The sequence below is a fragment of the Neomelitea salexigens DSM 19753 genome, assembly GCF_000422345.1.
Classification (GTDB): domain Bacteria; phylum Pseudomonadota; class Gammaproteobacteria; order Pseudomonadales; family Spongiibacteraceae; genus Spongiibacter; species Spongiibacter marinus_A.
The window spans coordinates 172,631-192,568 of the sequence record NZ_AULP01000002.1 but is presented as its reverse complement, the minus strand read 5'-3'; the positions used below and the strand labels follow the sequence as shown (position 1 = coordinate 192,568).

Genomic DNA, 19,938 nt, shown 5'->3' with positions numbered 1-19,938 from the left:
CATGTCTGTAGATCGGCAGGACTCGTGGAGCCTCTACGGTAAGTCGTTTACCAGTCGCCTGTTGATAGGGAGTGCGCTGTATCCGTCACCGCAGGTGATGTGCGAGGCTATTTTGGCCTCGGGCGCCGAAATTATTACCGTCGGTCTGCGCCGTCAGTCGCCTGAACATGGCGGTGGAGAGGCATTTTGGCAGCAAATTAAAAGCCTTGGTAAAACCCTGTTGCCGAACACAGCCGGCTGTCACACCGTGAAAGAGGCGGTGACGCTCGCGCAAATGAGCCGCGAGCTTTTTGAGACGGACTGGTTGAAGTTGGAAGTTGTTGGTGACGACTACAATTTGCAGCCGGATCCAATAGCCACCATCGAAGCGGCCCAGCAATTGAGCAAGATGGGCTTTAAGGTCTTCCCGTATTGCACTGACGACCTGGTTGTTTGCCAGCGTCTGCGCGATGCCGGCTGTGAAGTGCTGATGCCCTGGGGCTCTCCAATTGGTACGGGCAGGGGGCTAATGAACCCCTACAACTTACAAACCATTCGTGAGCGCTTGCCGTCGCTGCCGTTGATCGTGGATGCGGGCATTGGTAAACCGTCCCATGCCGTACAGGCTATGGAGCTCGGATACGACGGCATATTGCTCAATACCGCGGTTGCCCAGGCCAGCCAGCCCGTTACTATGGCCGAGGCGTTTCGCGATGCACTCTCTGCGGGCCGCAAGGCGTATCGTGCAGGAGCGATGCCAGCTCGGCAAACCGCCTCACCGTCGACACCGACGCTCGGTATGCCGTTTTGGCACCAATAAACATCACCGCGGCGCGAGGCCGGTACCGATAGCAAAGCGCTGCTATTATCAATGGTAGGCGGGTTTCGCGCCCCAATCCATTTCAGCATAGGAAGGCTTCATGTTAACGATCCATCATCTTGGTCTCTCTCGTTCAGATCGAATTATTTGGTTGGCGGAGGAGCTCGGTCTGGAGTATCAGCTGGTCAAACATGACCGCGACCCAGAGACATTCCGCTCGCCACCGTCGCTTTGGGAGGTCAGCCCGATGGGGAAAGCACCGGTCATTGAAGATGATGGCATGGTGATCCCGGAATCCGGCGCCATCGTGGAATATTTGCTCGACAAGTATGGCGAGGGTCGGCTGCGGCCGGCCGCCGGGACACCGGAATATATTGAGTATCTGCACTGGCTTCATGCGGCCGAGTCAACGCTGATGACGCCAGTGCTGATGAATATGATCGCCGGTATGAGTGGGGTGGATAACCCGGCCTACAATAGCTTTGTGCACGGTGAATTCGATACGGTACTCGGGTACATGGAGAAGTTGCTGGCGAACAGAGAGTACATTGCCGGTGAATTTAGCGCTGCCGATATTATGGTGGCCTTTCCGCTAATGATGCTTGATTCGCCGCTGATTCCCGGGCCTTCGGGTGGCGATGTGCTTGGCCCCTACGCCAATATTCAGGCATATCTATTGCGTCTGCGCGACCGGCCGATGTGGTTCAAGGCCGAAGCCATATTTCGTCCAGAGTAGGAAGCTCCAACGGTTAATCAGAGGTAAAAAGGCCTTATGGCGAGTCATTCAAAGCCCATTGCATGGACGATTGCCGGCTCGGATTCCGGTGGCGGAGCCGGTATTCAGGCGGACTTGGTCAGCTTTCACGATTTTGGCGTGCACGGCTGTTCAGTGGTTACTGCATTAACGGCGCAAAATAGTTTTACTGTTGGGCATGTGGCCATTACGCCGCGTCGAGCGCTTGCCGCGCAAATTAATGCGCTCGACAGTGACCTGCAAGCGGCGGCGATAAAACTGGGGATGCTCGGCGGCGAAGATGTTGTTGAGATGGTGGCAAAGTACCTGGCTGACTATCGCGGCTTTGTGGTTTGCGACCCCGTTATGGTGTCTACCAGTGGCGGTCAGTTGATGGAGGACGGTGTCAGCGAGGCGCTGATCGAAAAAATCTTGCCGCGCGCCGACCTACTGACCCCGAACATCAGCGAAGCTGAAACCCTGCTCAACCGTGAGATTAACTCCCCGGCTGACGTAGAGCGTGCCGCCCAGGATATCGTAGTGTTAGGCGCCCGTTCTGTGCTGCTAACCGGCGGGCACCTGAGCACCGATGATGGCTGTCGTCACGACTATTGGACCGATGGCGAGAGTGGCTTCTGGCTGAGTGGTGAAAACATCGACACCCTCAATACCCACGGCACTGGCTGTACACTATCGTCGGCGATAGCGGCGCTGATCGCTCGTGGCTACGAACTGGCTGATGCCTTAGTCATTGCTAAGGCCTATGTCAGTCAGGGACTACGTTTGTCTGTGCAGCTCGGTGGTGGCCCCGGCCCGGTTGTACACCTGGGCTGGCCTCAGCGGCTGGAGGACTTTCCCCGTTTGAGTCGGCAGTTGCCCGCCGCGCCGATTCAGGCGTTTCCCGATTGTGGTGGTGAACTGGGTTTGTACCCGGTGGTGGATAGCAGTGAGTGGCTGGAGCGCTTGCTACGTGCCGGTGTTAAAACGATCCAGTTGCGCATTAAAATCCCCGAGCAGAGCAATCTCGATGAGGAAATTCGGCGTGCTGTTGCACTGGGCCAACAATACGGCGCGCGGGTGTTTATTAATGATTACTGGCGTCAGGCGATTGACGCCGGAGCCTATGGCGTACACCTGGGTCAGGAAGACCTGGATATTGCCGACATCGGCGCTATCGCCGCTGCCGGCTTGCGCTTGGGCGTGAGCACGCACAGCTACTATGAAATCGCTCGTGCGCATGCGCTGTCACCCAGTTATATCGCGATTGGTCCGGTCTATCCGACGACCAGCAAGGTGATGCGCTTTGGGGCCCAGGGCCTGACCCAACTCAGGCGCTGGGTCGATATTCTGTCTCCTCGTTATACCCTCACTGCGATAGGCGGGATCGACCGCCGTCGGGCCTCCGACGTGCTGGCGACGGGCGTTGGGAGCTGTGCGATGATCACCGCGATTACCGAGGCGGATGACCCTGAGGCGGTGGTCGCCGAATTACTGGCGCTTCACTAGCGAAGCTTAGCAAGGTCGGTGTAAAAGTAGCGGTATAAGGCGCTGTGCTCCTCTTCGGGGGTTTGGCGCCAGCCATAGACCTTGGGCTTCTCGCGCTCGATCACCAATGTGCCGAACAACAACCAATCGTAGATCGCTAACAGGTTGCATAGGTTGCTCCCTGAGTTTTTGCCACGGGCATGGTGATGGTGGTGCTGCGTCGGAAAGGTGAAAATGTGGCACAGGGCGTACATACTATTTCTCACCCAGGCCCAGCGGTGGTTGAGGAAATACAGGTCATAGTTCCAGTTCACGTGGTTGTGAGCCGCCCACAGGCCTTTGAACAGCGTGCCGATAATAAACACCTCTGTGAGCCCCAGGTATAGAGCCAAAAACTGGAACCAGTAATTGGGCATGATGAACCACCAAAGCCAGTGCTCGACAAAGGTCTGCGTCACCGTTAATTGCCCCTTGCCGTCGTTACCGCCCGACAAATGGTGCGGGCGATGGCCGATCTTGTAGAGGCCTTGCAGGCGTTGTAGCCAGCGCGATTTGGGCCGGCGGGCGTGGGCAAACCAGTGTCCAAGGCCGTGGAACAGTTCCTCTAAAGCAATGTAGCCGATGAGTGTTAGCCAGAAGTAATCACTTACCAACCAACTTAGGCCGCCCTGATACTGAGGAATGATGAGGCCTGCGATCCAAGCGATGCCAAACAGCAGTGCTGGCCGTTGGATAAGCACCATGCCGGCGGCACTCAAGCCCGCCATTTGCCAATCTTCCTTGCTTTTGCGCTCGGCGCGGGCGCGGCCACTGAGCCATTCCCATAGGGCAAAAACAATTATAAATAGTGTCACGAAATGCGCGGGTTGCAGTGTCATGGCAGCTCCTGATTACTGTTATATGCGGCTGATGTGGACAGATTACGGGATTTAGGGTATTTGTAAATTTGATAATTTATATATCTATTATTTATGAAGCTGAATTTACGCTCGGTCGACCTTAATTTACTCACGGTGTTTGAAGCGCTGCTGCGCGAGCAAAACTTGTCCCGGGTGGCGGAGCAACTCGGTATGAGCCAGCCGGCTGTCAGTGCAGCCTTGCAGCGCTTGCGGCTGACCATGAAAGACGAGCTATTTGTGCGCACCCGCAGCGGGATGCGGCCAACGCCGCGAGCGATGGCGGCTCAGGCGGCCGTCGCAGAGGCCCTCGCGCTGATTTCTGAAGCACTCAGTGTGGAGCAGGCATTTTCGCCGACCTCGGCTGAGCGCGAGTTCAGCCTACTCGCTGACGGCTACATGGAAATGGCGGCGCTGGGCCCTTTGCTGCGCCTATTGCAGAGGGCGGGGCAGGGGTTGAGTTTACGTAATGAGGTGCTGGATCAGCAGGACGTGGCCAAAGCCCTGTCGCGTTTGGAATACGATGCGGTGATTGACTTTGTGCGTGTCGAGTCAGACAAGGTGTGCTCGGCGCTATTGGGTGAGCAAGAGCTGGTAGTGATTGCCGCCGGTTCCCACCCGCGTATCTCTGGTAGTTTATCTGCGCAACAGTATTTTGCAGAGGGCCACATTTTGCTGCGCCAGCGCAGTCGTTACCGCAGCCAGCTGGAACTGGCGTTGGGTGGGCAGAAGCTTGAGCGTCGGGTCGACCTTCATGTTCAGCACTTCGCGGCGATGCCGTCGGTGGTCGAGCAAACCGATGCCCTGGCGTCTATGCCCCGCGAGCTCGCCAGACGATACGCAGAGGCCTACGATATTCAGGTTCTGCCTTTTCCATTGCCGGTGCCGCCGATACCCGTCTGGCTGATGTGGCCGCTAAGCCTGAACGGCGATGCAGGGCACCGTTGGTTTATTGAGTTACTCAGGCGTCAGCGATTGCCGGGTGCTGGCTAAGCTGTGGAGATATCGTATCGACCTGCGCTGTGTGGGTGCTACTATGCGCGTAGCCAAACACAGTAATCAGACAGAGCCATTTTTGAGATCGCGCGTATGAAACAGCTGGCGATAGTTGCAGTATTGATGGTGGCGGCTACGACAGCCAGCGCCAGCGAATTGATTGTGCGCGGACTATTTAAAAACGCGGTGCTGCTGGAGGTTAATGGCCAGCAGCAGTTGGTGCGCACCGGCAGTAGCCACCCGGGTGGGGCCAAAGTGCTGTTGGCGAATTCACGATTTGCTCAGGTGCGTTATCAAGGCAAAACCCACCGCCTCACTCTCAATAAACGTATTGGCACGCTGTATGCCGAGAGCGAACGCCAGGAAGTGGTGTTGCAGCGCAACAGCAATCGTGAATATCGCACTCGTCTGCAGATCAATGGTCGCAGCGCCGAGGCGGTGGTGGATACCGGCGCCACCAAGGTAGCAATGAGCGCTCGCCATGCCCGCCAATTAGGTATTCGCTACGACGACGCGCCAGTGGTTAGCATTGCCACCGCGTCTGGTGTCAGCCGCGGCTTTGCGGTGAAACTGGACAAACTGGCGGTAGGCGGCATTGAGCGCCACCATATTCCCGCTGTGGTGGTGGATGGTGACTACCCCCATGTAATACTGCTGGGAATGAGCTTTCTAGAGCATGTCGATCTTCAAGAACGCGGCAGTATTATGACCTTAAGTGCTCCCTAGGGCCTGTTAACACTAATTGAGATGCACCTGCTGGAGGTCATTTTTGCCTCCAGCTAGGCGGAGGAAGCGAAGTCTGGTGGGCCCAAACAAGCGACCGACAACAACGCTGGGGGCAAAAATGGCGCCAGCCCTCTGGGTTGTTGCTAAAAATCCACCACTCGTCGTCATTCGTCGCTCATTTGGAATAAGCAAACCTCTCTTCTCATTCCTGGATTGGCGAATTTTTAGCCGCAACAGGCGTAACTCAATTAGTGTTAACAGGCCCTGGCTGCCCAATTACGTATTCTGGCTCGCCTGCTGCGCGCGTCGCTGCTAAAATGCGCGACCGGATTTTTTCTTGGAGATGCCTGTGGCGGTCCGCTTTATTGAGTCCTCCAAGCTTCCCACCCCTTGGGGAGTGTTTGATATTCATGGTTTCGAGGACGCCGAACTCGGCAAAGAACACGTTGTATTAAGCCTTGGTGATATCGGCGACGGTGCGCCTGTGCTCGCCCGAATCCATTCAGAGTGTCTGACGGGTGACGCCCTGTTCAGCATGCGTTGTGACTGTGGCTCCCAGCTTCAGGCGGCGATGGAGAAAATTGCCGAGGAAGGTCGCGGCGCCATTTTCTATCTGCGTCAAGAAGGTCGCGGCATTGGCCTGATGAATAAGATCCGCGCCTACAAACTTCAGGATGAAGGCGCCGATACGGTCGAGGCAAACGAACGCCTGGGCTTTGGTGCAGACATGCGTGACTACAGCTTGTTAAAAGTCATGTGCGAAGAGCTCGGTATCAACAAAGTGCGTTTGATGACCAACAACCCTCGCAAGGTCAATGCGCTGACGGATCAGGGCGTCGACGTGGTTGAACGCCTGCCCTTGCAAACTGGGCAAAACCCCCATAATGCCAAGTATCTGGCAACAAAGTCCGGCAAACTGGGACACTTGTTCTAGGGCCTGTTCACACTCGTTGGGTTACGCCTGTTGCGGCGCTGTCACTAAACCGTAAGTGTATTGTCGCCGCCCAGTCATTGACGGCCGATAGCCTCTCTCTCATCGTCAACAGAGAGAGTCAGCGCGGATGTCGCAACACATTTTAGTCCTTCACGATGGTAAGCCCGGACATTTTTCGCAGGCCCAGGGCGTAGCGCGGCTGCTTGCTCGGGGCCACCGAGGTGCCCCCCAGATTTACGCCATACGGGCGCGACCCAAGCTAAAGTTGCTAAACCGACTATTGCGACTACTGGCCGCGATGAATCAACCCTGGGCGCAGCGGCTGGTGTCTATCGCATACCGCTGTGATGAATTGCCGGACATCGCACCGGATATTGTTGTGTCCTTCGGCGGCAATGTGCTGGCGCTGAATGTTGCGCTGAGCCAGCATTGGCGCTGTCGCAATGTCGTGATCGGAAATTGCTATAGCCTGCCTGCCAATGCCGTTTCGGCAAATGTCACCGCGTTTCCCACCGCTTCAGCTAGCAGCGCCTGGCAGCAGTGCAATGTTTCCAGCCGGGTAGCACTCTGCAAAACTGATGCCGAGCAAAATACCCGTTCAGGTAGCCTGTTGTCAGAGCAAGCGGAGCGTCCGCTGTGGGCGATGCTGGCGGGGGGCGATGGCAGTGGTTTGCGCTACCAGGAGAGTGACTGGCATCAGCTGGGTCAGGCGATGGCGGCAGTCGCCACGCGTCACGGCATTCAGTGGCTGCTTACCACGTCGCGCCGCAGCGGCCAGCAAGCGGGAGAGATCCTTGGCAGCTATCTGAACGAGCAGAACTGCTTGTCATCCATTGTTTATCAAGGCGCAAGTAGCCCGAATGCCGATGCCTATTTAGGGGCTGCAGAGCGTATTTTTTGCACGGAAGATAGTTTGAGCATGGTGAGCGAGTCGGTGGCAATGCAAAAACCGGTAATCGGCTTGCGCCCAGCGAATTCGGTGATTCGCGGAAGCCACTTGCGATCATTGTTGTATTTGCAGAGCCAGGGTTTGGTTGAGCGCTGGGCGATTGCTGATCTTGAGTCGTACCTGCCAAGCGCATTTAAGCCGTTGCGCTCCTATGAGCAGCACCTCGACAGCCTTTACCAGCGCTTGCAGGCGCGCCTGGCTATTGCCGAGCCAGTTGAGAGCGAGCCCTTGCCGGCGGCGGCCGCTATGCCGAAAGTCGCCGCGCGTTAGTTCAGTCTTGCAGTTGCTGTTGAATGCTCTGGACGATGCCCTCGGCGTCCAGGCCGAGCTGGCTGAGCAGGGTCTTGTGGTTGCCGTGATCGACGAAGGTGTCGGGCAGGCCGAGCTGCAATACCGTGACGTTCACGCCGCGCTGATGCAGGTATTCCGTTACCGCACTGCCTGCGCCACCAGCGATCACATTCTCTTCAACGGTGACGATCAGCGAGTGCGTCGCAGCGAGCTGGTCAATTAACTCGGTATCCAGTGGTTTAACGAAGCGCATATCTGCAACGCTAGCGTTGAGCTTTTCTCCCGCTTCCTGGGCAGCTGTTAAAAGTGTGCCAAAACTCAGAATCGCGACCTCGCCACCTTCGCGTATTTTTCGACCTTTACCGATCTCCAAGGCCGCCATTTCTGTGGCCGGTATAACTCCTGGGCCGGTGCCGCGGGGGTAGCGCACAGCCGCTGGCCCTGGGTAGTGATAGGCGGTATGAAGCATTTGCCGGGTTTCGTTTTCGTCGGCGGGCGCCATCACGACCAGGTTGGGAATGCAGCGCAAGAAACTGAGGTCAAAGGCACCTGCGTGGGTGGGGCCATCCTCTCCGACCAGACCCGCTCGGTCGATGCCGAAGGTCACGTCGAGGTTTTGCAGGGCAACATCGTGGATCAGTTGGTCGTAGGCGCGTTGGAGAAACGTCGAATAAATTGCGACAACCGGTTTCAAACCGTCACAGGCCATGCCAGCAGCGAGGGTAACGGCGTGTTGCTCGGCAATCGCAACATCGTAAAAGCGCTCTGCATAGTGTTCGGAGAAGGCAACCATTCCTGAGCCTTCGCACATTGCTGGCGTGATGCCCACTAATTTGTCGCAAATCTCGGCTTGGTCGCACAGCCATTGACCAAAAATATCCTGGTATTTGGGTTTGCTAACCGGGGCCGCCGGTTTCTTGCTTGTGGCGGGGGTGTCAGCCTCAATTTTTGAAATAGCGTGAAAGCCTACCGGGTCTTTCTCGGCCGGGGCAAAGCCCTTGCCCTTTTTAGTCATGATATGCAGCATTTGCGGGCCGTCGAGCTCGCGAAGGTTGCGCAAAGTGGGAACGAGTACATCCAGGTCGTGACCGTCGATGGGGCCAATGTAGTTAAAACCCAGCTCTTCAAATAGCGTGGCAGGGGAGACCATTCCCTTCATATACTCTTCCAGGCGCGCAGCAATGTCTTTTGCTGGGCCGGGAAATTTCTCCAACACGGATTTGCCGCCACTGCGGATTTGGTTATAGGTTTTCGATGCCCAGATCTTAGAAAAATATGTGTTCAGGCCGCCTGTATTTTTCGAAATCGACATCTGGTTGTCGTTCAATACGACCAGCATATTGGCGCCGGTGTGGCTGGCGTGGGTGATGGCCTCAAAGGCCATGCCTGCGGTCATGGCGCCGTCGCCAATGACTGCAACGGTGCGCCGGTCGATGCCCTGTTGTCGGGCAGCGATGGCCATGCCTAAGGCGGCGCTAATACTGGTGCTGGAATGCCCGACGCCGAAGGTGTCAAAGGGGCTTTCCTCGCGTTTGGGGAAGCCCGCTAAACCACCCGCTTTGCGCATGGTATTCATGCGCTCGCGCCGGCCAGTTAATATTTTATGCGGATAGCACTGGTGACCGACATCCCAGACCAGGCGGTCTTCGGGGGTGTTGTAAATATAGTGCAGGGCGATAGTGAGCTCGACAACGCCCAGGCCAGCGCCAAAATGCCCGCCGGTTTGACCAACGGAATACAACAGGTACTCGCGGAGTTCGTAGGCGAGTTGACGGAGTTGCTGTTCTTCCAAGCCGCGCAGGTCGTCCGGGTCGGCGATGCCATCGAGTAAGGGCGTTGACGGTGGCTGCGAGGGAATTTTCTGGAACATCAATTTCTGACCCAAAGCGGCGAAAAAGGGGGCAATTGTAAACCAATTGTCGGCCTGCGACACGGTGTTCGCGCGGTACTATACGTTGTTAGCGGCCAATGTTGATGGCCCGCTTAGTGTTGCCGTTCAATAATATAGTTGGAAAGTTGGTGCAGTGCGTCGCTGTGATCGCCAAAGCCGCTCAGTGCCGCCACGGCTTGCCGGTGGAGTTGCCGAGCGAGGTCCTTGGCGCCATCGAGGCCGAGCAGACTGGGGAAGGTCGGCTTGTTTAGCGAGATATCGGCGCCCTGGGTTTTGCCCAATGTCGCCGTGTCGCTCTCTATATCGAGGATGTCGTCTTGCACCTGGAAGGCCAGGCCGACGGCTTTGCCGTAATCGTCCAGTTGTTGTTGCTGTGACGCGCTGGCTCCGCAGGCCAGGGCGGCCAGGCCGATAGCCGCACGGATGAGTGCGCCGGTCTTGAGCTGGTGCATGGTTTGCAAAGTGTGCAAATCGAGGCGGCGATTAACGTTCGCGAGGTCGATAGCTTGTCCGCCGACCATGCCGCGCGGGCCACTGGCGGCCGCCAGAAGCTTGACCATCGCCACGCAGTGTGTGGCGGGGAGGGGTAGCTCGGCGATCAGTTCAAAGGCGCGACTTTGCAAGCCGTCGCCAACAAGAATGGCCGTGGCCTCGTCGTAGGCGATATGGCAAGTGGGCTTGCCGCGGCGCAGGTCGTCGTCGTCCATGGCGGGCAAGTCGTCGTGAACCAAGGAGTAGGCATGGATCATCTCAATGGCGCAGGCAATGCTGTCCAATGTGGCGTCGTCGATGTCGGTCTGTAAGGTTTGCGCGGTGGCATAGACCAGTGTGGCGCGCACGCGTTTGCCACCATTCATGATGCTGTATTGGCTGGCTTCGGTCAGGCGAGTTAGCTGTTCGCTGGCATCGTGATCGCTGAACTCACTAAATGCCTGAGCCAGGTGCTCCGGCAGCGCGCGCTGTAGCCGCAACTGACATTGCTGAAGGTAGGTGTCGAAGGGCATTAGGCGGGGTCCGTAGCGTCGAGGTCGGCGGTGAGTTGTTGGACCTTTAGCTCGGCATCGGCGAGTGCCTGCTGGCAGTCTTTGCTCAGGCTCATTCCCAGCTCGAAGGCTTTTAGTGACTCTTCCAGGCTCAACTCGCCAGATTCCATCGTTTGCACGAGTGTTTCGAGTTCTTTGAGGGCAGATTCAAAATTAACCGCCTTTGCCTTGGCCATCGGGTACTCTCCAACTGAGGGAATTTTCGACGGCATTTTAGCAGCCCTTATGGCTAACTGTCCGCTGTTGGCGGTTCGTTAACACCAATTGAATTGCTCCCGCTGTAAGTAAATGGGTCGCAACAGGCGCAACGCTGTGCCTATGCACTTTATAGTGGCTATCGGCAGGCTGGCAGGAGAGGATGGCGTCATGTTATTTGACGGAGGGCGTTCGGTGACAACGTGGCAAGCGGTAATTGAATTTTGGTTTGATGAATTGACGCCCGATCAGTGGTTCGCCAAGTCGGCAGAATTGGATTCGCTGATCAATAGGCGATTTGGTGAGTGTCACCGTGCGGCGGCGGCCGCCGAGTTATATGAGTGGCGTGAACAGTCGCTGGGTCGTTTGGCCGAGGTCATTGTATTGGACCAGTTTTCCCGCAATATTTATCGCGACCGCCCGCAGTCGTTTCAATGTGACCCGCTAGCGTTGGTATTGGCGCAAGAGGCCATAGCCGGCGGTGCAGATCGCGATCTCGATGAGCAACAGCGGGCGTTCTTATACATGCCGTATATGCACAGTGAATCGAAACTGATTCAGCGGCAGTCTCTTGCCCTCTACCAGGCGCTGGGAGTGGAGAATAATCTTCGTTTTGCTCGCCAGCACGCTGATATTATCGAGCGCTTCGGCCGCTACCCTCACCGCAATGCCGTACTTGGACGAGAGTCCAGCGACGAAGAGCTGGAATTTTTGCAGCAGCCCGGCTCTTCATTTTAACGAGTCAGGCGCAAGCTAAGCGCACAGGTAATTGCCCATACGGCGTTGAACGCCAGCACGAAGGCGGGCGTCAGCGTGCCGAGGGCGAGTCCCGCCTGGCCGTAAGGGGAGTGATACGGGAAAATAATGAACAGCTGGACGGCGCTGGGGGCGAGGCTGATCAGCAGGGCGCGTCGCAGCCATGGCCCGCTGAACAGAGGCAAGGCAAATAGCAGGCCCCACAGGCCTCCCCACACCAGGCGGGGGTAGAGCCATTCCGGCGTTAGCGGTGGCGAAATATTGACCCCCGCGGCGGCGGTTAGTCCGTAAAGCCCGCAAAGCCAAAGCGCCAGGCTGTTGGCCAAGCCGCCCAGGCTACCGGCGGCGTAGCAGGTGAGATAGTTGCGCATATTGCCTCCTGTTGGGGTGTGTTGCCGTCGCGCTGACATGAACACTTGGTAACTCGCGTTCTCGGGATTCGACTTCCCCTCGGCGCGCCTTCAGTGCAGAATTCACGCCCTGAACAATGTTAAGAGATGGACTATGGCCAGCGCGAATAATTCCGATATTGCATTAATTACCGGCGCCTCTGCTGGTATTGGCCGAGCCTTCGCGCAGGCGCTCGCTCCGCAGTGCTCGTCGATGATTCTTGTGGCGCGCGACGCAGAAAAACTGTCGCGTGTTGCCGAGAGCCTGGCGGGTGTGGACTGCGAGATTCACTGTATTGCCGTCGATCTATGCAAGCCTCTGGGCGTGGCCGAAGTAATGGAAGCCATCCGACAAAAAGGCCCGGTGAGCATTCTGATTAATAATGCCGGTTTCACCACCGACAATGCGCTGGTGGACAGTGATCTCGATGCCGAGCTGGAGATGCTGTCCCTGCATTGTCAGGCGAGTGTGTCGCTGTGCCGTGGCGCGCTGCCCTATATGCAGGAACTGGGCCGCGGGCGGGTGATTAATGTCGCTTCCATGGCGGGCTTAATTCCGATGAAAGGCGCTGCGGTATACGGCGCTTCAAAAGCGTTTTTGGTGGCGTTTAGTCAGTCTCTTGCCAAGGAAAATCACCGCCACGGTATCGCCGTGCAATGCCTGTGCCCCGGCTACACTCACAGCGACTTTCACGGGCGTGAGGCGCTGGCGGGCTTTGATAAGCGTTCGATTCCCGAGGAATATTGGTCGAGCGCGGAAGATGTCGTCGCGGCAAGTTTGGCTGCCTTCTCGCTAACGCCGCCACCGACCTTGCTTGTGCCCGGTGAGCACAACAAGCAGTGGGTTCGTGAAGAGCAGGAGCGCCAGCGCGCTGCACTAGAGGCGATGCCCTAGGGCCTTTTTAGGTCGGTTGAAAGCGGCGTTATCTCGCGGTTTTTTTCTAACTGATAGCACTCCAGGTCTTCGGCCATGATCAATGTGCCGCTGTAGTGCTGGCGCGCTTCTTTGCGCAGGTCGTCGATGCTGTGTTCAACGCTTTCCCCGCCCTTGAGGCGATAGCGCTGACTGAAATGCGTTAGCAGCAGGTGCGGCAGTTCGCTGCGCTCGGCGGCTTTGGCGACCATGGCTGCCGTGCTGTGCATGTATTGCGGTCCTACTCGGGCCAGAACGTCCTCGGTAAACGTTGCCTCGTGGATCATGGCATCGCTGTTGCACATGGCGTCGTGTAGCAGGGCGGGTTGGTCGTTGTCACCGCCGACAATAACGCTGCGTGGTGACCAAGCCGCTTGGCTAACGTCGTCGGCGAGGACGGCTCGGCCGTCATCCAAGACGATGTTTTCCCCTTTTTGCAGTCGGTTCCACAGCGGGCCTCTGGGAATTCCCTTGGCGTCTAACGTTTCTTCAATCAGGTGGCGGGGTGGGACTTCCTCGGCGCGGTAGGCAAAGCAGGGTACGCGGTGAGACAGCGCGTGAGCGCTGACCCGCAGATGGCCATCGTCAAAATGGAAGTCCGGCGCATCGCTACGCACAAACTCCAGGGGGAAGCGCAGCTCCCGTATGTCGGTGTGCAGGAAGGTGGCGCGAATAAACTGTTCGATACCGTCGGGCGCACAAATCGTTAAGGGTGCTTTGCGGCCACTCATGTTGGCACTGGCGATCAGGCCGGGGAGTCCGTAACAGTGGTCGCCGTGCACGTGGGTGATGAAAATGGCACGCAATTTGGCGCTGCTGTATCGCGTGTGCTGTATTTGGTGCTGAGTGCCCTCGCCGCAGTCGAACAAGTACCAATCGCGGGCGTCGTCGATGGCCAGCGCCAGGCCGGTGACATTGCGGTGCCGTGTGGGGGTGCCGGCACTGGTGCCGAGAAAGGTTAGGCGCATGACGGGTCGCCGTGCTGAATGGTTTGTCGCCGCTTGGCCAAAATGTCCAGGCTGTGCTGCGACGGTGGCGCTTCCAAGATCGCCGCCATACTGTCAATAAGGTTGCTGGCCATGAAGTCAGTGTCGCGGATCAATGGGTTAAAGCCCGTGTTTTTACGCACCCGCGCATGGTCGGAAACGCCGTGAAAGCCGAGTACGTTCATCAATAAAATGCGCTGCTGGGCAATTTCAGGGGGAAGCTCGGTTAGTTCCTGTGCTGCCAGCTTTGCGATTTTGGTTTCCCGCGCCAGCTGCAGGGAATGCTTATCTGCCAGGTCGTAGCCCAGGGTATTGGTGGCAATCAGTTCGGCGCTGATGTGGATATAGGCTTCGCCGCCGTCGCTGTCGTCCAGCTTCTCGATCAGCGGTTGAACAATGGCGGTGGCGACCAGTTGAGGTGTGGCAACACCGTCAGCCAGCATTTGGTCTGCTAATTCGGCGCGGCGCTCGGCAAGTGCGGGGCCGTGCTTGTCGAAAATCGCCTGTAGCAGGCCATTTTTATTGCCAAAATGGTATTGCACCGCATTGCGGTTGGCTTGGCCTGCAGCGCGGGTAATGGTATTGATAGAGACGCCATCGACACCCTGTTCGGCAAAGAGCCTTTCGGCCGCGCGAATAAGGCTGTCACGTGTGCGGTGGCTTCGGGTGTCTTTAACGGCGGTCAGTGTCATATTCCTTGCATGCGGCGGTGGTATAGCGCCTTAGCTTAGCAAAAAACCGCGTTTGTTTCGTGGGCGATGGCCTGGCGGCAGCGGTTTGCGAGCTTATACCGCCAGCAACTATCCTCAGCTTGTCTGCCTCCAGTCGCCATACCGATACGTAAACTCGTCCGTTCGGAGGTTATAGGCGGCGAACTCGCCACACTATAGTGAAGATCGATACCGCATCGGCGGGGAACAATAAGCAAAGAAGGATGCCACCATGAAGTTTGCCTACCACCACAGTATGTGTCCGGTTGAACAGTATGTGCCGCTGAGTATTGAAGCGGAGAAGCTGGGTTTCGACACCATCACCATGCCTGACAGTATTTGCTACCCCAAAGAAGCGAGCTCTAAGTACCCCTATAACAACGACGGTAGCCGAGAGTTCCTCGATGGTGTTCCCTTTATGGAACCCTTTCTACTAGCGGCTCACCTGGCGGCGAAAACCGAAAATATTCGCTTCACAACCTCAGTGCACAAATTGGCTGTTCACGAGCCAGCGCTGATCGCCAAGTCGTTGTCGACCTTGGCTATTCTTAGCGGTAACCGCTTTGGTTACGGTGTGGGTATTAGTCCATGGGCCGAAGACTTCGAAGTCACCAATGTCCCCTGGGAGCGTCGCGGTAAGCGCATGGACGAGATGATTGAGATCATCAATGGCCTGATGAGCGGCGAGTACTTCGGTTATCAGGGGGAAATCTTCGATCTGCCGGAAATTAAGCTGTGCCCCGTGCCGAGCGAGCGCCCCCCGATTCTTGTCGGTGGTCACTCTAAGCCTGCACTGCGCCGCGCGGCTCGCCTGGGTGATGGCTGGATTGCGGCCGGGGGTGATTTAGACTCGATCAAGGCGATGATCGATCAAATCAATGAATTCCGCGTTGAGTATGGGCGCGATCACTTGCCCTTCGAATTTCAAGCCATGACCGCTGAGGCCTACAGCGCGGATGGCATTAAACGCTTGGAAGATATTGGCGTTGACGAGGTGTTGGTTGCCTTCCGCGATGTCTATGCCTCTGAGCCTGACGACAAAACGGTCGAAGAGAAAGTGGCAATGCTGCAGTGGTACGCGGCCGAGGTTATCGAGAAAAGCCGCGCTTAAGCGCTGGCTGCGTCCGGGCGGCGTTTCTCCGGGCGCAGCTGTTCAATCATTCTAAACAGATAGGCCGATCGCTCTTCCCGTTCGTTGAAGGGCCTCATCACTAGGTTCTTGGCCATGCCGATCACCAGGTCAAAGGCGATATTGGTGATGTCTTCTGCGCTGACATCGTCACGCAATTCACCCTGCGCTTGCAGCGAGGTAATCATGCCGCGCATTAATTCGCGGTTCTGTGTGTTCTTTTCCAACTCGGCCTGCAGGCTATCTTTGTGGGTCAGGGCGAAGGTGTGCAAATTTAAGCGCACTCGCCACTCGAGGTCGGACTCCTCGTCGAGGGGGAGGCCCGCTTTGATGATGGGGAAAAACTGATCCAGGCTCAGGTTGTCCTGCTGGGTACTGGCCTCTTGCATACGCAGGTCAATGCGCTGGTCTGCCCAGCGAAACGCCGCAATCACAATTTCTTCTTTGCTGCTGAAGTAGTGTGAAAGCACGCCGATGGAGCACCCCAGTGATTTTGCTAGCGCGCGGGTAGTGAGCGCCTCGAGCCCCTTGCTGGCAATGAGTCTCGCGGCCGCTTCGGCGACTTCCTCGCGGCGGCTGTCGTGGTCTACTTTCCTCACTGTGGGGCGTACCTCTGAGTGTGCTCAATTGTTTCTGGGCGGAACTATACCTGAAGATGACGAATATTTCATATCGAACGCTTGATATGTATCGAGCTGGCTTCTATGATGACTTCCAAAATAATTCACTACACGGACCCCCTTCGGAGGGCAGAAGCATGGCCACAGCAGTCAATACGGATTACAAACTCGCTCCCAATAACGACAAGTTGGATCACATTCCCGGCTCGTTTGGGTGGCCGGTTATTGGTCACACCTTTCCACTGGTGAAAGACCTCTACGGCACGATCGATAAACAATACAAGGAGTTCGGGCCAGTTTCTCGCTTCGGACTGGCGGGCTTTAAAGGCGTGCTGCTGGTTGGCCCCGACCTCTATAAAGAGGTTTACCTGGATCGCGATAAAAATTTCTCTGCCGAGATGGGTTACATGGGCTCACTCGGGCGCTTCTATAAGGGTGCGCTGTTGCTGCGCGACCACGAAGAGCACCGTTTTCAGCGTCGTATGATGCAAACAGCCTTCAAAAACGACGCGATGAAAGGCTATATCGGCACAATGGGGCCGATGATTGGCGAGGCGGTGGAGTCCTGGGGTAAGAACAAGGAAATGTTGTTCTTCCCGGCCATTAAGCAAACCTTGCTGGATGTTGCTGCAGAAATTTTTGTCGGTTTGGATAAAAACGACTCGCGCGCGGATGAGCTGAATACCGCCTTCTTGAACATTGCCGAAGGGTTGATGGGAATTGTCACCAAAGAAATTCCTGGCACTAAATACGCTAAAGGTAAGAAGTCTGAGCGTTTCATTAAAGAATTCTTTGGTAAGTTGATTGCAGAGCGTCGCGCGGGCAATGGTATTGATACCTTCACCTTCTTCACCAAGGAAAAAACCGAAGAGGGCGAGTATTTCTCTGACGAGGATATCATCGCGCATATGAGCTTCTTGCTCTTTGCCGCCCACGACACGACTACCAGTGCACTCAGTCACCTGTTGTTCCACTTGGGTCAAATGCCAGAACTGCAGCAACGCTTGCGCGAAGAGGCGCAGTCTATAGATAAGGACTTCTTGGAATACGAAGACTTAGAGAAAATGCCTCTGGCGGAAGCGGCGACTAAAGAGGCATTGCGCTTACACCCCTCGGTGATGATGATGCAGCGTCGTACTATTAATGACTGTGAGCTGGGCGGTTTCAAAATTCCTGCCAATACGATTTTGTTCATCGCACCGCAGCACACCCACCGCATGAGTGAATACTGGGATGCGCCGTTGAAGTTTGATATTGACCGTTGGCTGGAGCCGCGCAATGAGCACAAGCGTCACAGCTTCAGCTTTGTGGGCTTTGGCGGTGGTGGCCACAAGTGCATCGGCATGCATTTTGCGCTGATGCAGGTGAAGAACTTCCTGCACCAGTTCCTGCGCCGGTATGAGTTCCGTCTGGCAGATAATTTCAGCGACAAGATGCAAACCGTGCCTCTGCCGAAGCCGGTTGATGATCTGCCGATTGTGCTGACGCCAATTGGCAAGTAGCAAGAATGAAAAAGGAGCCGAAAGGCTCCTTTTTTGTATTGGCTTGGGGGCTGTCGGGGCGTCCTAGGCTTTCTTTGCCATCGCTTGTGAACCGACCATAATCATGCGAATCATAACCACCGTTTGGTCGATGAGTTCGGCGCGCTGGTCAACTGACTGACTGGCGGCGCTGGCGCCCATGGCGACAACCAGGCGGGTGATGGCCTTCGCGGTGAGCGCAGGTTCAAAGGTAGCGTGGCCAGTGAGTTTCTCCATACGCTCCAGCTCGTCGCGCAACTCGTCCTCAAAATAGGTGAGTTCCCGTTCGACGGCTTTGCGGAAGGCGTCCGAGCCCGTGGACATCTCGCGCAGCAGCACCTGCAAGTATTTTTCATCGGCGTCGAGCTGGTCCATAAACGCCTCGACCGACGTGCGAATTGCACTGCGCTCCATGGAAAGCCGCTGTCGCGCTTCGCGGATAATGCCGCGCAGGGCGCGCCCCGCCTGATCGATAAGCGCAACAGTCAGCTCATCAACATCGCGAAAGTGGCGGTAAAAACTATTGGGGGCGATCCCGGCCTCTCGAGCAATTTCCCGAAGACTCAGCGTGGAAACACTGCGGTGAGTGCCCAGCAGCCGCACGGCGGCGTCCATTAAATCTTGCGCGGTAACCTGAGTCCGGCGACTGCTGGTCTCGGCTTCCTGCTTGTTCTTGCGTCGTGTTCTGATTCCCATGTCTCTGCCGTGTTCGCGTTTGGCCCTGCTGGCCTGAAGCGCTCATTCTAGTGCGTTGTTTGACGTTCGTATATACAAGTAAATATACACATGAATATACAAGTGTATTGACACATATAAATACACGTGTATATTGGTCGAAAATTCACCACTGGATGTAAACAATGGCGAGTGTGTTTTCTTCTTCGAATGGTTTTCCTGAGCGCATGCCGCGTGTGGCGGGAATGCTGGGAGCGCTGATAAGCGAGTCGCAATTTGATTTTTGGGCTCGCGAGTTCGGCAGCATTACGGCGTGGCGGCGGGTATTTGCCCGCGTACAGAGCCTGCATATGGAGGGGGCAGAGACGTTGAGTATAGGGCTGCGCCCTAACCGGAATTTTCAATCAGCAGTGGCGGGCCAGCATGTAAATGTGTCTGTAGAGATTGGCGGTCGCCTCTGTACCCGTAGTTACAGTCTGTCGCGCCCCGCCGAGGGTGGTTGTGTCAGCATCTCGGTGCGTCGTGAGCCGGGGGGGCTTGTCAGCAACCACATACACGATCACTTGCAGGTGGGCGATGTGCTTGAGCTAAGCCAGCCCTATGGTGGGCTCTCGGAAGGCTTGGCAGAGGCGCGCGCGCAGGTATTTCTCGCGGCGGGTAGCGGTATTACGGCGATCTATAACCTGATTGCCGAGCAGGCAAGGCGAGGAGAGGCACTTCGGGGTGAGCTGTTGTACTGGGAGAAGCAGGTCGATCGTTTCTGCTTTACCGAGGAGCTGGATGCGCTCTGTCAGGCGCACCCTCAGTTTTCCGTGAAGCGGTTCTGCAACGCCGACGCCTCCTCATCGCTGTATTCGACTGGGCGCTTGAGCACGGAGCTGGCGGCGCAGCTATGTGAGCGGTATCCAAATGGCAGTGTATTTGCCTGCGGCGGCAGCGCGTTTGTGGGAGCTGCTCGCGAGCTGTTTTCTGGCGTGGTGGGTGGTTTCTATGCCGAGGCATTTAGTCCGCCGCAGCGGCTTGGCGGGGATGTGGCAGAGGAGCGTTTCTTTGAGGTCTCGTTAACTCGCAGCGGACAAACGATCACGGTTTCTTCTCAGCAGTCGCTGCTTGACGCGCTAGAAGACGCGGGGCACCGACCTCCCCATGGTTGCCGCATGGGTATTTGCAACAGTTGCAGCTGCGGCCAGCGCAGTGGGGAAAGTCAAAATCAGTTAAACGGTGAGCAGCTTCGCGGGGCCGGTTCTGTGCGCCTGTGCGTAAGCCGCGCAAACAGCAATATCGAATTGGACATATAGGTGA

General features: G+C 56.6%; 21 protein-coding genes. 12 read left to right on the top strand and 9 right to left on the bottom strand.

Annotated features, from left to right (window positions below):
- The first annotated feature begins 1 nt into the window (after position 1).
- From H573_RS0104225 to thiD, 3 genes are all read left to right on the top strand, one after another.
- Positions 2-799 (top strand): thiazole synthase, encoded by a 798-nt coding sequence (locus H573_RS0104225; protein ID WP_027873173.1) that lies wholly within the window; start codon positions 2-4, stop codon positions 797-799.
- Positions 800-899: 100 nt separating this feature from the next.
- Positions 900-1,535 carry a glutathione S-transferase family protein gene (locus tag H573_RS0104220; protein ID WP_027873172.1) on the top strand — a complete coding sequence of 212 codons (636 nt, stop codon included), beginning with the start codon at positions 900-902 and terminating at the stop codon, positions 1,533-1,535.
- 36 nt (positions 1,536-1,571) lie between these two features.
- Positions 1,572-3,038, top strand: a complete 1,467-nt coding sequence (gene thiD, locus H573_RS0104215) for a bifunctional hydroxymethylpyrimidine kinase/phosphomethylpyrimidine kinase (protein WP_027873171.1) — start codon at positions 1,572-1,574, stop codon at positions 3,036-3,038.
- On the opposite strand, the gene H573_RS0104210 is transcribed toward thiD, so the two are convergent.
- On the bottom strand, positions 3,035-3,895 hold the full coding sequence (locus H573_RS0104210; RefSeq protein ID WP_027873170.1) for a sterol desaturase family protein: 861 nt from the start codon (positions 3,893-3,895) through the stop codon (positions 3,035-3,037). The genes thiD and H573_RS0104210 overlap by 4 nt on opposite strands.
- A 93-nt stretch (positions 3,896-3,988) precedes the next feature.
- Here H573_RS0104210 and H573_RS0104205 point away from each other — a divergent pair, with 93 nt between their 5' ends.
- The 4 genes from H573_RS0104205 (at position 3,989) to H573_RS0104190 (ending at position 7,788) form a co-directional block, all read left to right on the top strand.
- Positions 3,989-4,906, top strand: coding sequence for a LysR substrate-binding domain-containing protein (locus tag H573_RS0104205; RefSeq protein WP_027873169.1), 918 nt, complete (start codon positions 3,989-3,991; stop codon positions 4,904-4,906).
- Positions 4,907-5,002: 96 nt separating this feature from the next.
- Complete coding sequence (locus tag H573_RS0104200; protein ID WP_051171004.1) at positions 5,003-5,635, top strand: retropepsin-like aspartic protease family protein; 633 nt, start codon at positions 5,003-5,005, stop codon at positions 5,633-5,635.
- A 343-nt stretch (positions 5,636-5,978) separates the two neighbouring features.
- Positions 5,979-6,569, top strand: a complete 591-nt coding sequence (ribA, locus tag H573_RS0104195) for a GTP cyclohydrolase II (protein ID WP_422730521.1) — start codon at positions 5,979-5,981, stop codon at positions 6,567-6,569.
- A 127-nt stretch (positions 6,570-6,696) separates the two neighbouring features.
- Positions 6,697-7,788 (top strand): ELM1/GtrOC1 family putative glycosyltransferase, encoded by a 1,092-nt coding sequence (locus H573_RS0104190; protein WP_027873166.1) that lies wholly within the window; start codon positions 6,697-6,699, stop codon positions 7,786-7,788.
- Between the two features lies 1 nt (position 7,789).
- On the opposite strand, the gene dxs is transcribed toward H573_RS0104190, so the two are convergent.
- The 3 genes from dxs to H573_RS0104175 all read right to left on the bottom strand — a co-directional run bounded on the left by dxs (position 7,790) and on the right by H573_RS0104175 (position 10,919).
- A complete protein-coding gene (gene dxs, locus H573_RS0104185) occupies positions 7,790-9,679 on the bottom strand; it encodes a 1-deoxy-D-xylulose-5-phosphate synthase (RefSeq protein WP_027873165.1) in 1,890 nt (629 codons plus the stop codon).
- A 113-nt stretch (positions 9,680-9,792) separates the two neighbouring features.
- Positions 9,793-10,704 carry a polyprenyl synthetase family protein gene (locus H573_RS0104180; protein WP_027873164.1) on the bottom strand — a complete coding sequence of 304 codons (912 nt, stop codon included), beginning with the start codon at positions 10,702-10,704 and terminating at the stop codon, positions 9,793-9,795.
- Complete coding sequence (locus tag H573_RS0104175; protein ID WP_027873163.1) at positions 10,704-10,919, bottom strand: exodeoxyribonuclease VII small subunit; 216 nt, start codon at positions 10,917-10,919, stop codon at positions 10,704-10,706. Before H573_RS0104175 ends, H573_RS0104180 begins: the two co-directional genes overlap by 1 nt.
- A 190-nt stretch (positions 10,920-11,109) precedes the next feature.
- Here H573_RS0104175 and H573_RS0104170 point away from each other — a divergent pair, with 190 nt between their 5' ends.
- Positions 11,110-11,676 (top strand): DUF924 family protein, encoded by a 567-nt coding sequence (locus H573_RS0104170; protein ID WP_051171047.1) that lies wholly within the window; start codon positions 11,110-11,112, stop codon positions 11,674-11,676.
- Here H573_RS0104170 and H573_RS0104165 read toward each other — a convergent pair.
- Positions 11,673-12,065 (bottom strand): hypothetical protein, encoded by a 393-nt coding sequence (locus H573_RS0104165; RefSeq protein ID WP_027873161.1) that lies wholly within the window; start codon positions 12,063-12,065, stop codon positions 11,673-11,675. The two genes, H573_RS0104170 and H573_RS0104165, sit on opposite strands and share 4 nt — an antisense overlap.
- 133 nt (positions 12,066-12,198) lie before the next feature.
- Here H573_RS0104165 and H573_RS0104160 point away from each other — a divergent pair, with 133 nt between their 5' ends.
- Entirely contained in the window at positions 12,199-12,978 is a 780-nt protein-coding gene (locus tag H573_RS0104160) for an SDR family NAD(P)-dependent oxidoreductase (RefSeq protein WP_027873160.1), read from the top strand.
- Here the strand turns inward: H573_RS0104160 and H573_RS0104155 are convergent.
- Entirely contained in the window at positions 12,975-13,964 is a 990-nt protein-coding gene (locus tag H573_RS0104155; RefSeq protein WP_027873159.1) for a ribonuclease Z, read from the bottom strand. The two genes, H573_RS0104160 and H573_RS0104155, sit on opposite strands and share 4 nt — an antisense overlap.
- Complete coding sequence (locus H573_RS18830) at positions 13,955-14,674, bottom strand: TetR/AcrR family transcriptional regulator (protein ID WP_051171003.1); 720 nt, start codon at positions 14,672-14,674, stop codon at positions 13,955-13,957. Before H573_RS18830 ends, H573_RS0104155 begins: the two co-directional genes overlap by 10 nt.
- Positions 14,675-14,924: 250 nt before the next feature.
- Between H573_RS18830 and H573_RS0104145 the strand changes: the two genes are divergently transcribed.
- Positions 14,925-15,803 (top strand): TIGR03619 family F420-dependent LLM class oxidoreductase, encoded by an 879-nt coding sequence (locus tag H573_RS0104145; protein WP_027873158.1) that lies wholly within the window; start codon positions 14,925-14,927, stop codon positions 15,801-15,803.
- On the opposite strand, the gene H573_RS18825 is transcribed toward H573_RS0104145, so the two are convergent.
- Positions 15,800-16,420, bottom strand: a complete 621-nt coding sequence (locus tag H573_RS18825) for a TetR/AcrR family transcriptional regulator (protein ID WP_051171002.1) — start codon at positions 16,418-16,420, stop codon at positions 15,800-15,802. The genes H573_RS0104145 and H573_RS18825 overlap by 4 nt on opposite strands.
- A 158-nt stretch (positions 16,421-16,578) precedes the next feature.
- Between H573_RS18825 and H573_RS0104135 the strand changes: the two genes are divergently transcribed.
- The gene (locus H573_RS0104135; RefSeq protein WP_027873157.1) at positions 16,579-17,943 is read left to right on the top strand and encodes a cytochrome P450; all 1,365 of its coding nucleotides are present in this window, start codon (positions 16,579-16,581) and stop codon (positions 17,941-17,943) included.
- 63 nt (positions 17,944-18,006) lie between these two features.
- Here H573_RS0104135 and fabR read toward each other — a convergent pair whose 3' ends face one another.
- The gene (gene fabR / locus H573_RS0104130) at positions 18,007-18,657 is read right to left on the bottom strand and encodes an HTH-type transcriptional repressor FabR (RefSeq protein WP_027873156.1); all 651 of its coding nucleotides are present in this window, start codon (positions 18,655-18,657) and stop codon (positions 18,007-18,009) included.
- Positions 18,658-18,821: 164 nt separating this feature from the next.
- On the opposite strand from fabR, the gene H573_RS0104125 reads away from it, so the two are divergent.
- A complete protein-coding gene (locus H573_RS0104125) occupies positions 18,822-19,934 on the top strand; it encodes a flavin reductase family protein (RefSeq protein ID WP_027873155.1) in 1,113 nt (370 codons plus the stop codon).
- Positions 19,935-19,938: the final 4 nt, after the last annotated feature.

Bases quoted from the DNA above. Each gene is read 5' to 3' on its own strand.
- dxs (WP_027873165.1), bottom strand. From the start codon at position 9,679: ATGTTCCAGAAAATTCCCTCGCAGCCACCGTCAACGCCCTTACTCGAT.
- H573_RS0104210 (WP_027873170.1), bottom strand. From the start codon at position 3,895: ATGACACTGCAACCCGCGCATTTCGTGACACTATTTATAATTGTTTTT.
- H573_RS0104180 (WP_027873164.1), bottom strand. From the start codon at position 10,704: ATGCCCTTCGACACCTACCTTCAGCAATGTCAGTTGCGGCTACAGCGC.
- H573_RS0104205 (WP_027873169.1), top strand. From the start codon at position 3,989: ATGAAGCTGAATTTACGCTCGGTCGACCTTAATTTACTCACGGTGTTT.
- fabR (WP_027873156.1), bottom strand. From the start codon at position 18,657: ATGGGAATCAGAACACGACGCAAGAACAAGCAGGAAGCCGAGACCAGC.
- H573_RS0104175 (WP_027873163.1), bottom strand. From the start codon at position 10,919: ATGGCCAAGGCAAAGGCGGTTAATTTTGAATCTGCCCTCAAAGAACTC.
- H573_RS0104170 (WP_051171047.1), top strand. From the start codon at position 11,110: ATGTTATTTGACGGAGGGCGTTCGGTGACAACGTGGCAAGCGGTAATT.
- H573_RS0104160 (WP_027873160.1), top strand. From the start codon at position 12,199: ATGGCCAGCGCGAATAATTCCGATATTGCATTAATTACCGGCGCCTCT.
- H573_RS0104225 (WP_027873173.1), top strand. From the start codon at position 2: ATGTCTGTAGATCGGCAGGACTCGTGGAGCCTCTACGGTAAGTCGTTT.
- H573_RS0104200 (WP_051171004.1), top strand. From the start codon at position 5,003: ATGAAACAGCTGGCGATAGTTGCAGTATTGATGGTGGCGGCTACGACA.
- H573_RS0104220 (WP_027873172.1), top strand. From the start codon at position 900: ATGTTAACGATCCATCATCTTGGTCTCTCTCGTTCAGATCGAATTATT.
- ribA (WP_422730521.1), top strand. From the start codon at position 5,979: ATGCCTGTGGCGGTCCGCTTTATTGAGTCCTCCAAGCTTCCCACCCCT.
- H573_RS0104125 (WP_027873155.1), top strand. From the start codon at position 18,822: ATGGCGAGTGTGTTTTCTTCTTCGAATGGTTTTCCTGAGCGCATGCCG.
- H573_RS0104190 (WP_027873166.1), top strand. From the start codon at position 6,697: ATGTCGCAACACATTTTAGTCCTTCACGATGGTAAGCCCGGACATTTT.
- H573_RS18830 (WP_051171003.1), bottom strand. From the start codon at position 14,674: ATGACACTGACCGCCGTTAAAGACACCCGAAGCCACCGCACACGTGAC.
- H573_RS0104165 (WP_027873161.1), bottom strand. From the start codon at position 12,065: ATGCGCAACTATCTCACCTGCTACGCCGCCGGTAGCCTGGGCGGCTTG.
- thiD (WP_027873171.1), top strand. From the start codon at position 1,572: ATGGCGAGTCATTCAAAGCCCATTGCATGGACGATTGCCGGCTCGGAT.
- H573_RS0104155 (WP_027873159.1), bottom strand. From the start codon at position 13,964: ATGCGCCTAACCTTTCTCGGCACCAGTGCCGGCACCCCCACACGGCAC.
- H573_RS0104135 (WP_027873157.1), top strand. From the start codon at position 16,579: ATGGCCACAGCAGTCAATACGGATTACAAACTCGCTCCCAATAACGAC.
- H573_RS0104145 (WP_027873158.1), top strand. From the start codon at position 14,925: ATGAAGTTTGCCTACCACCACAGTATGTGTCCGGTTGAACAGTATGTG.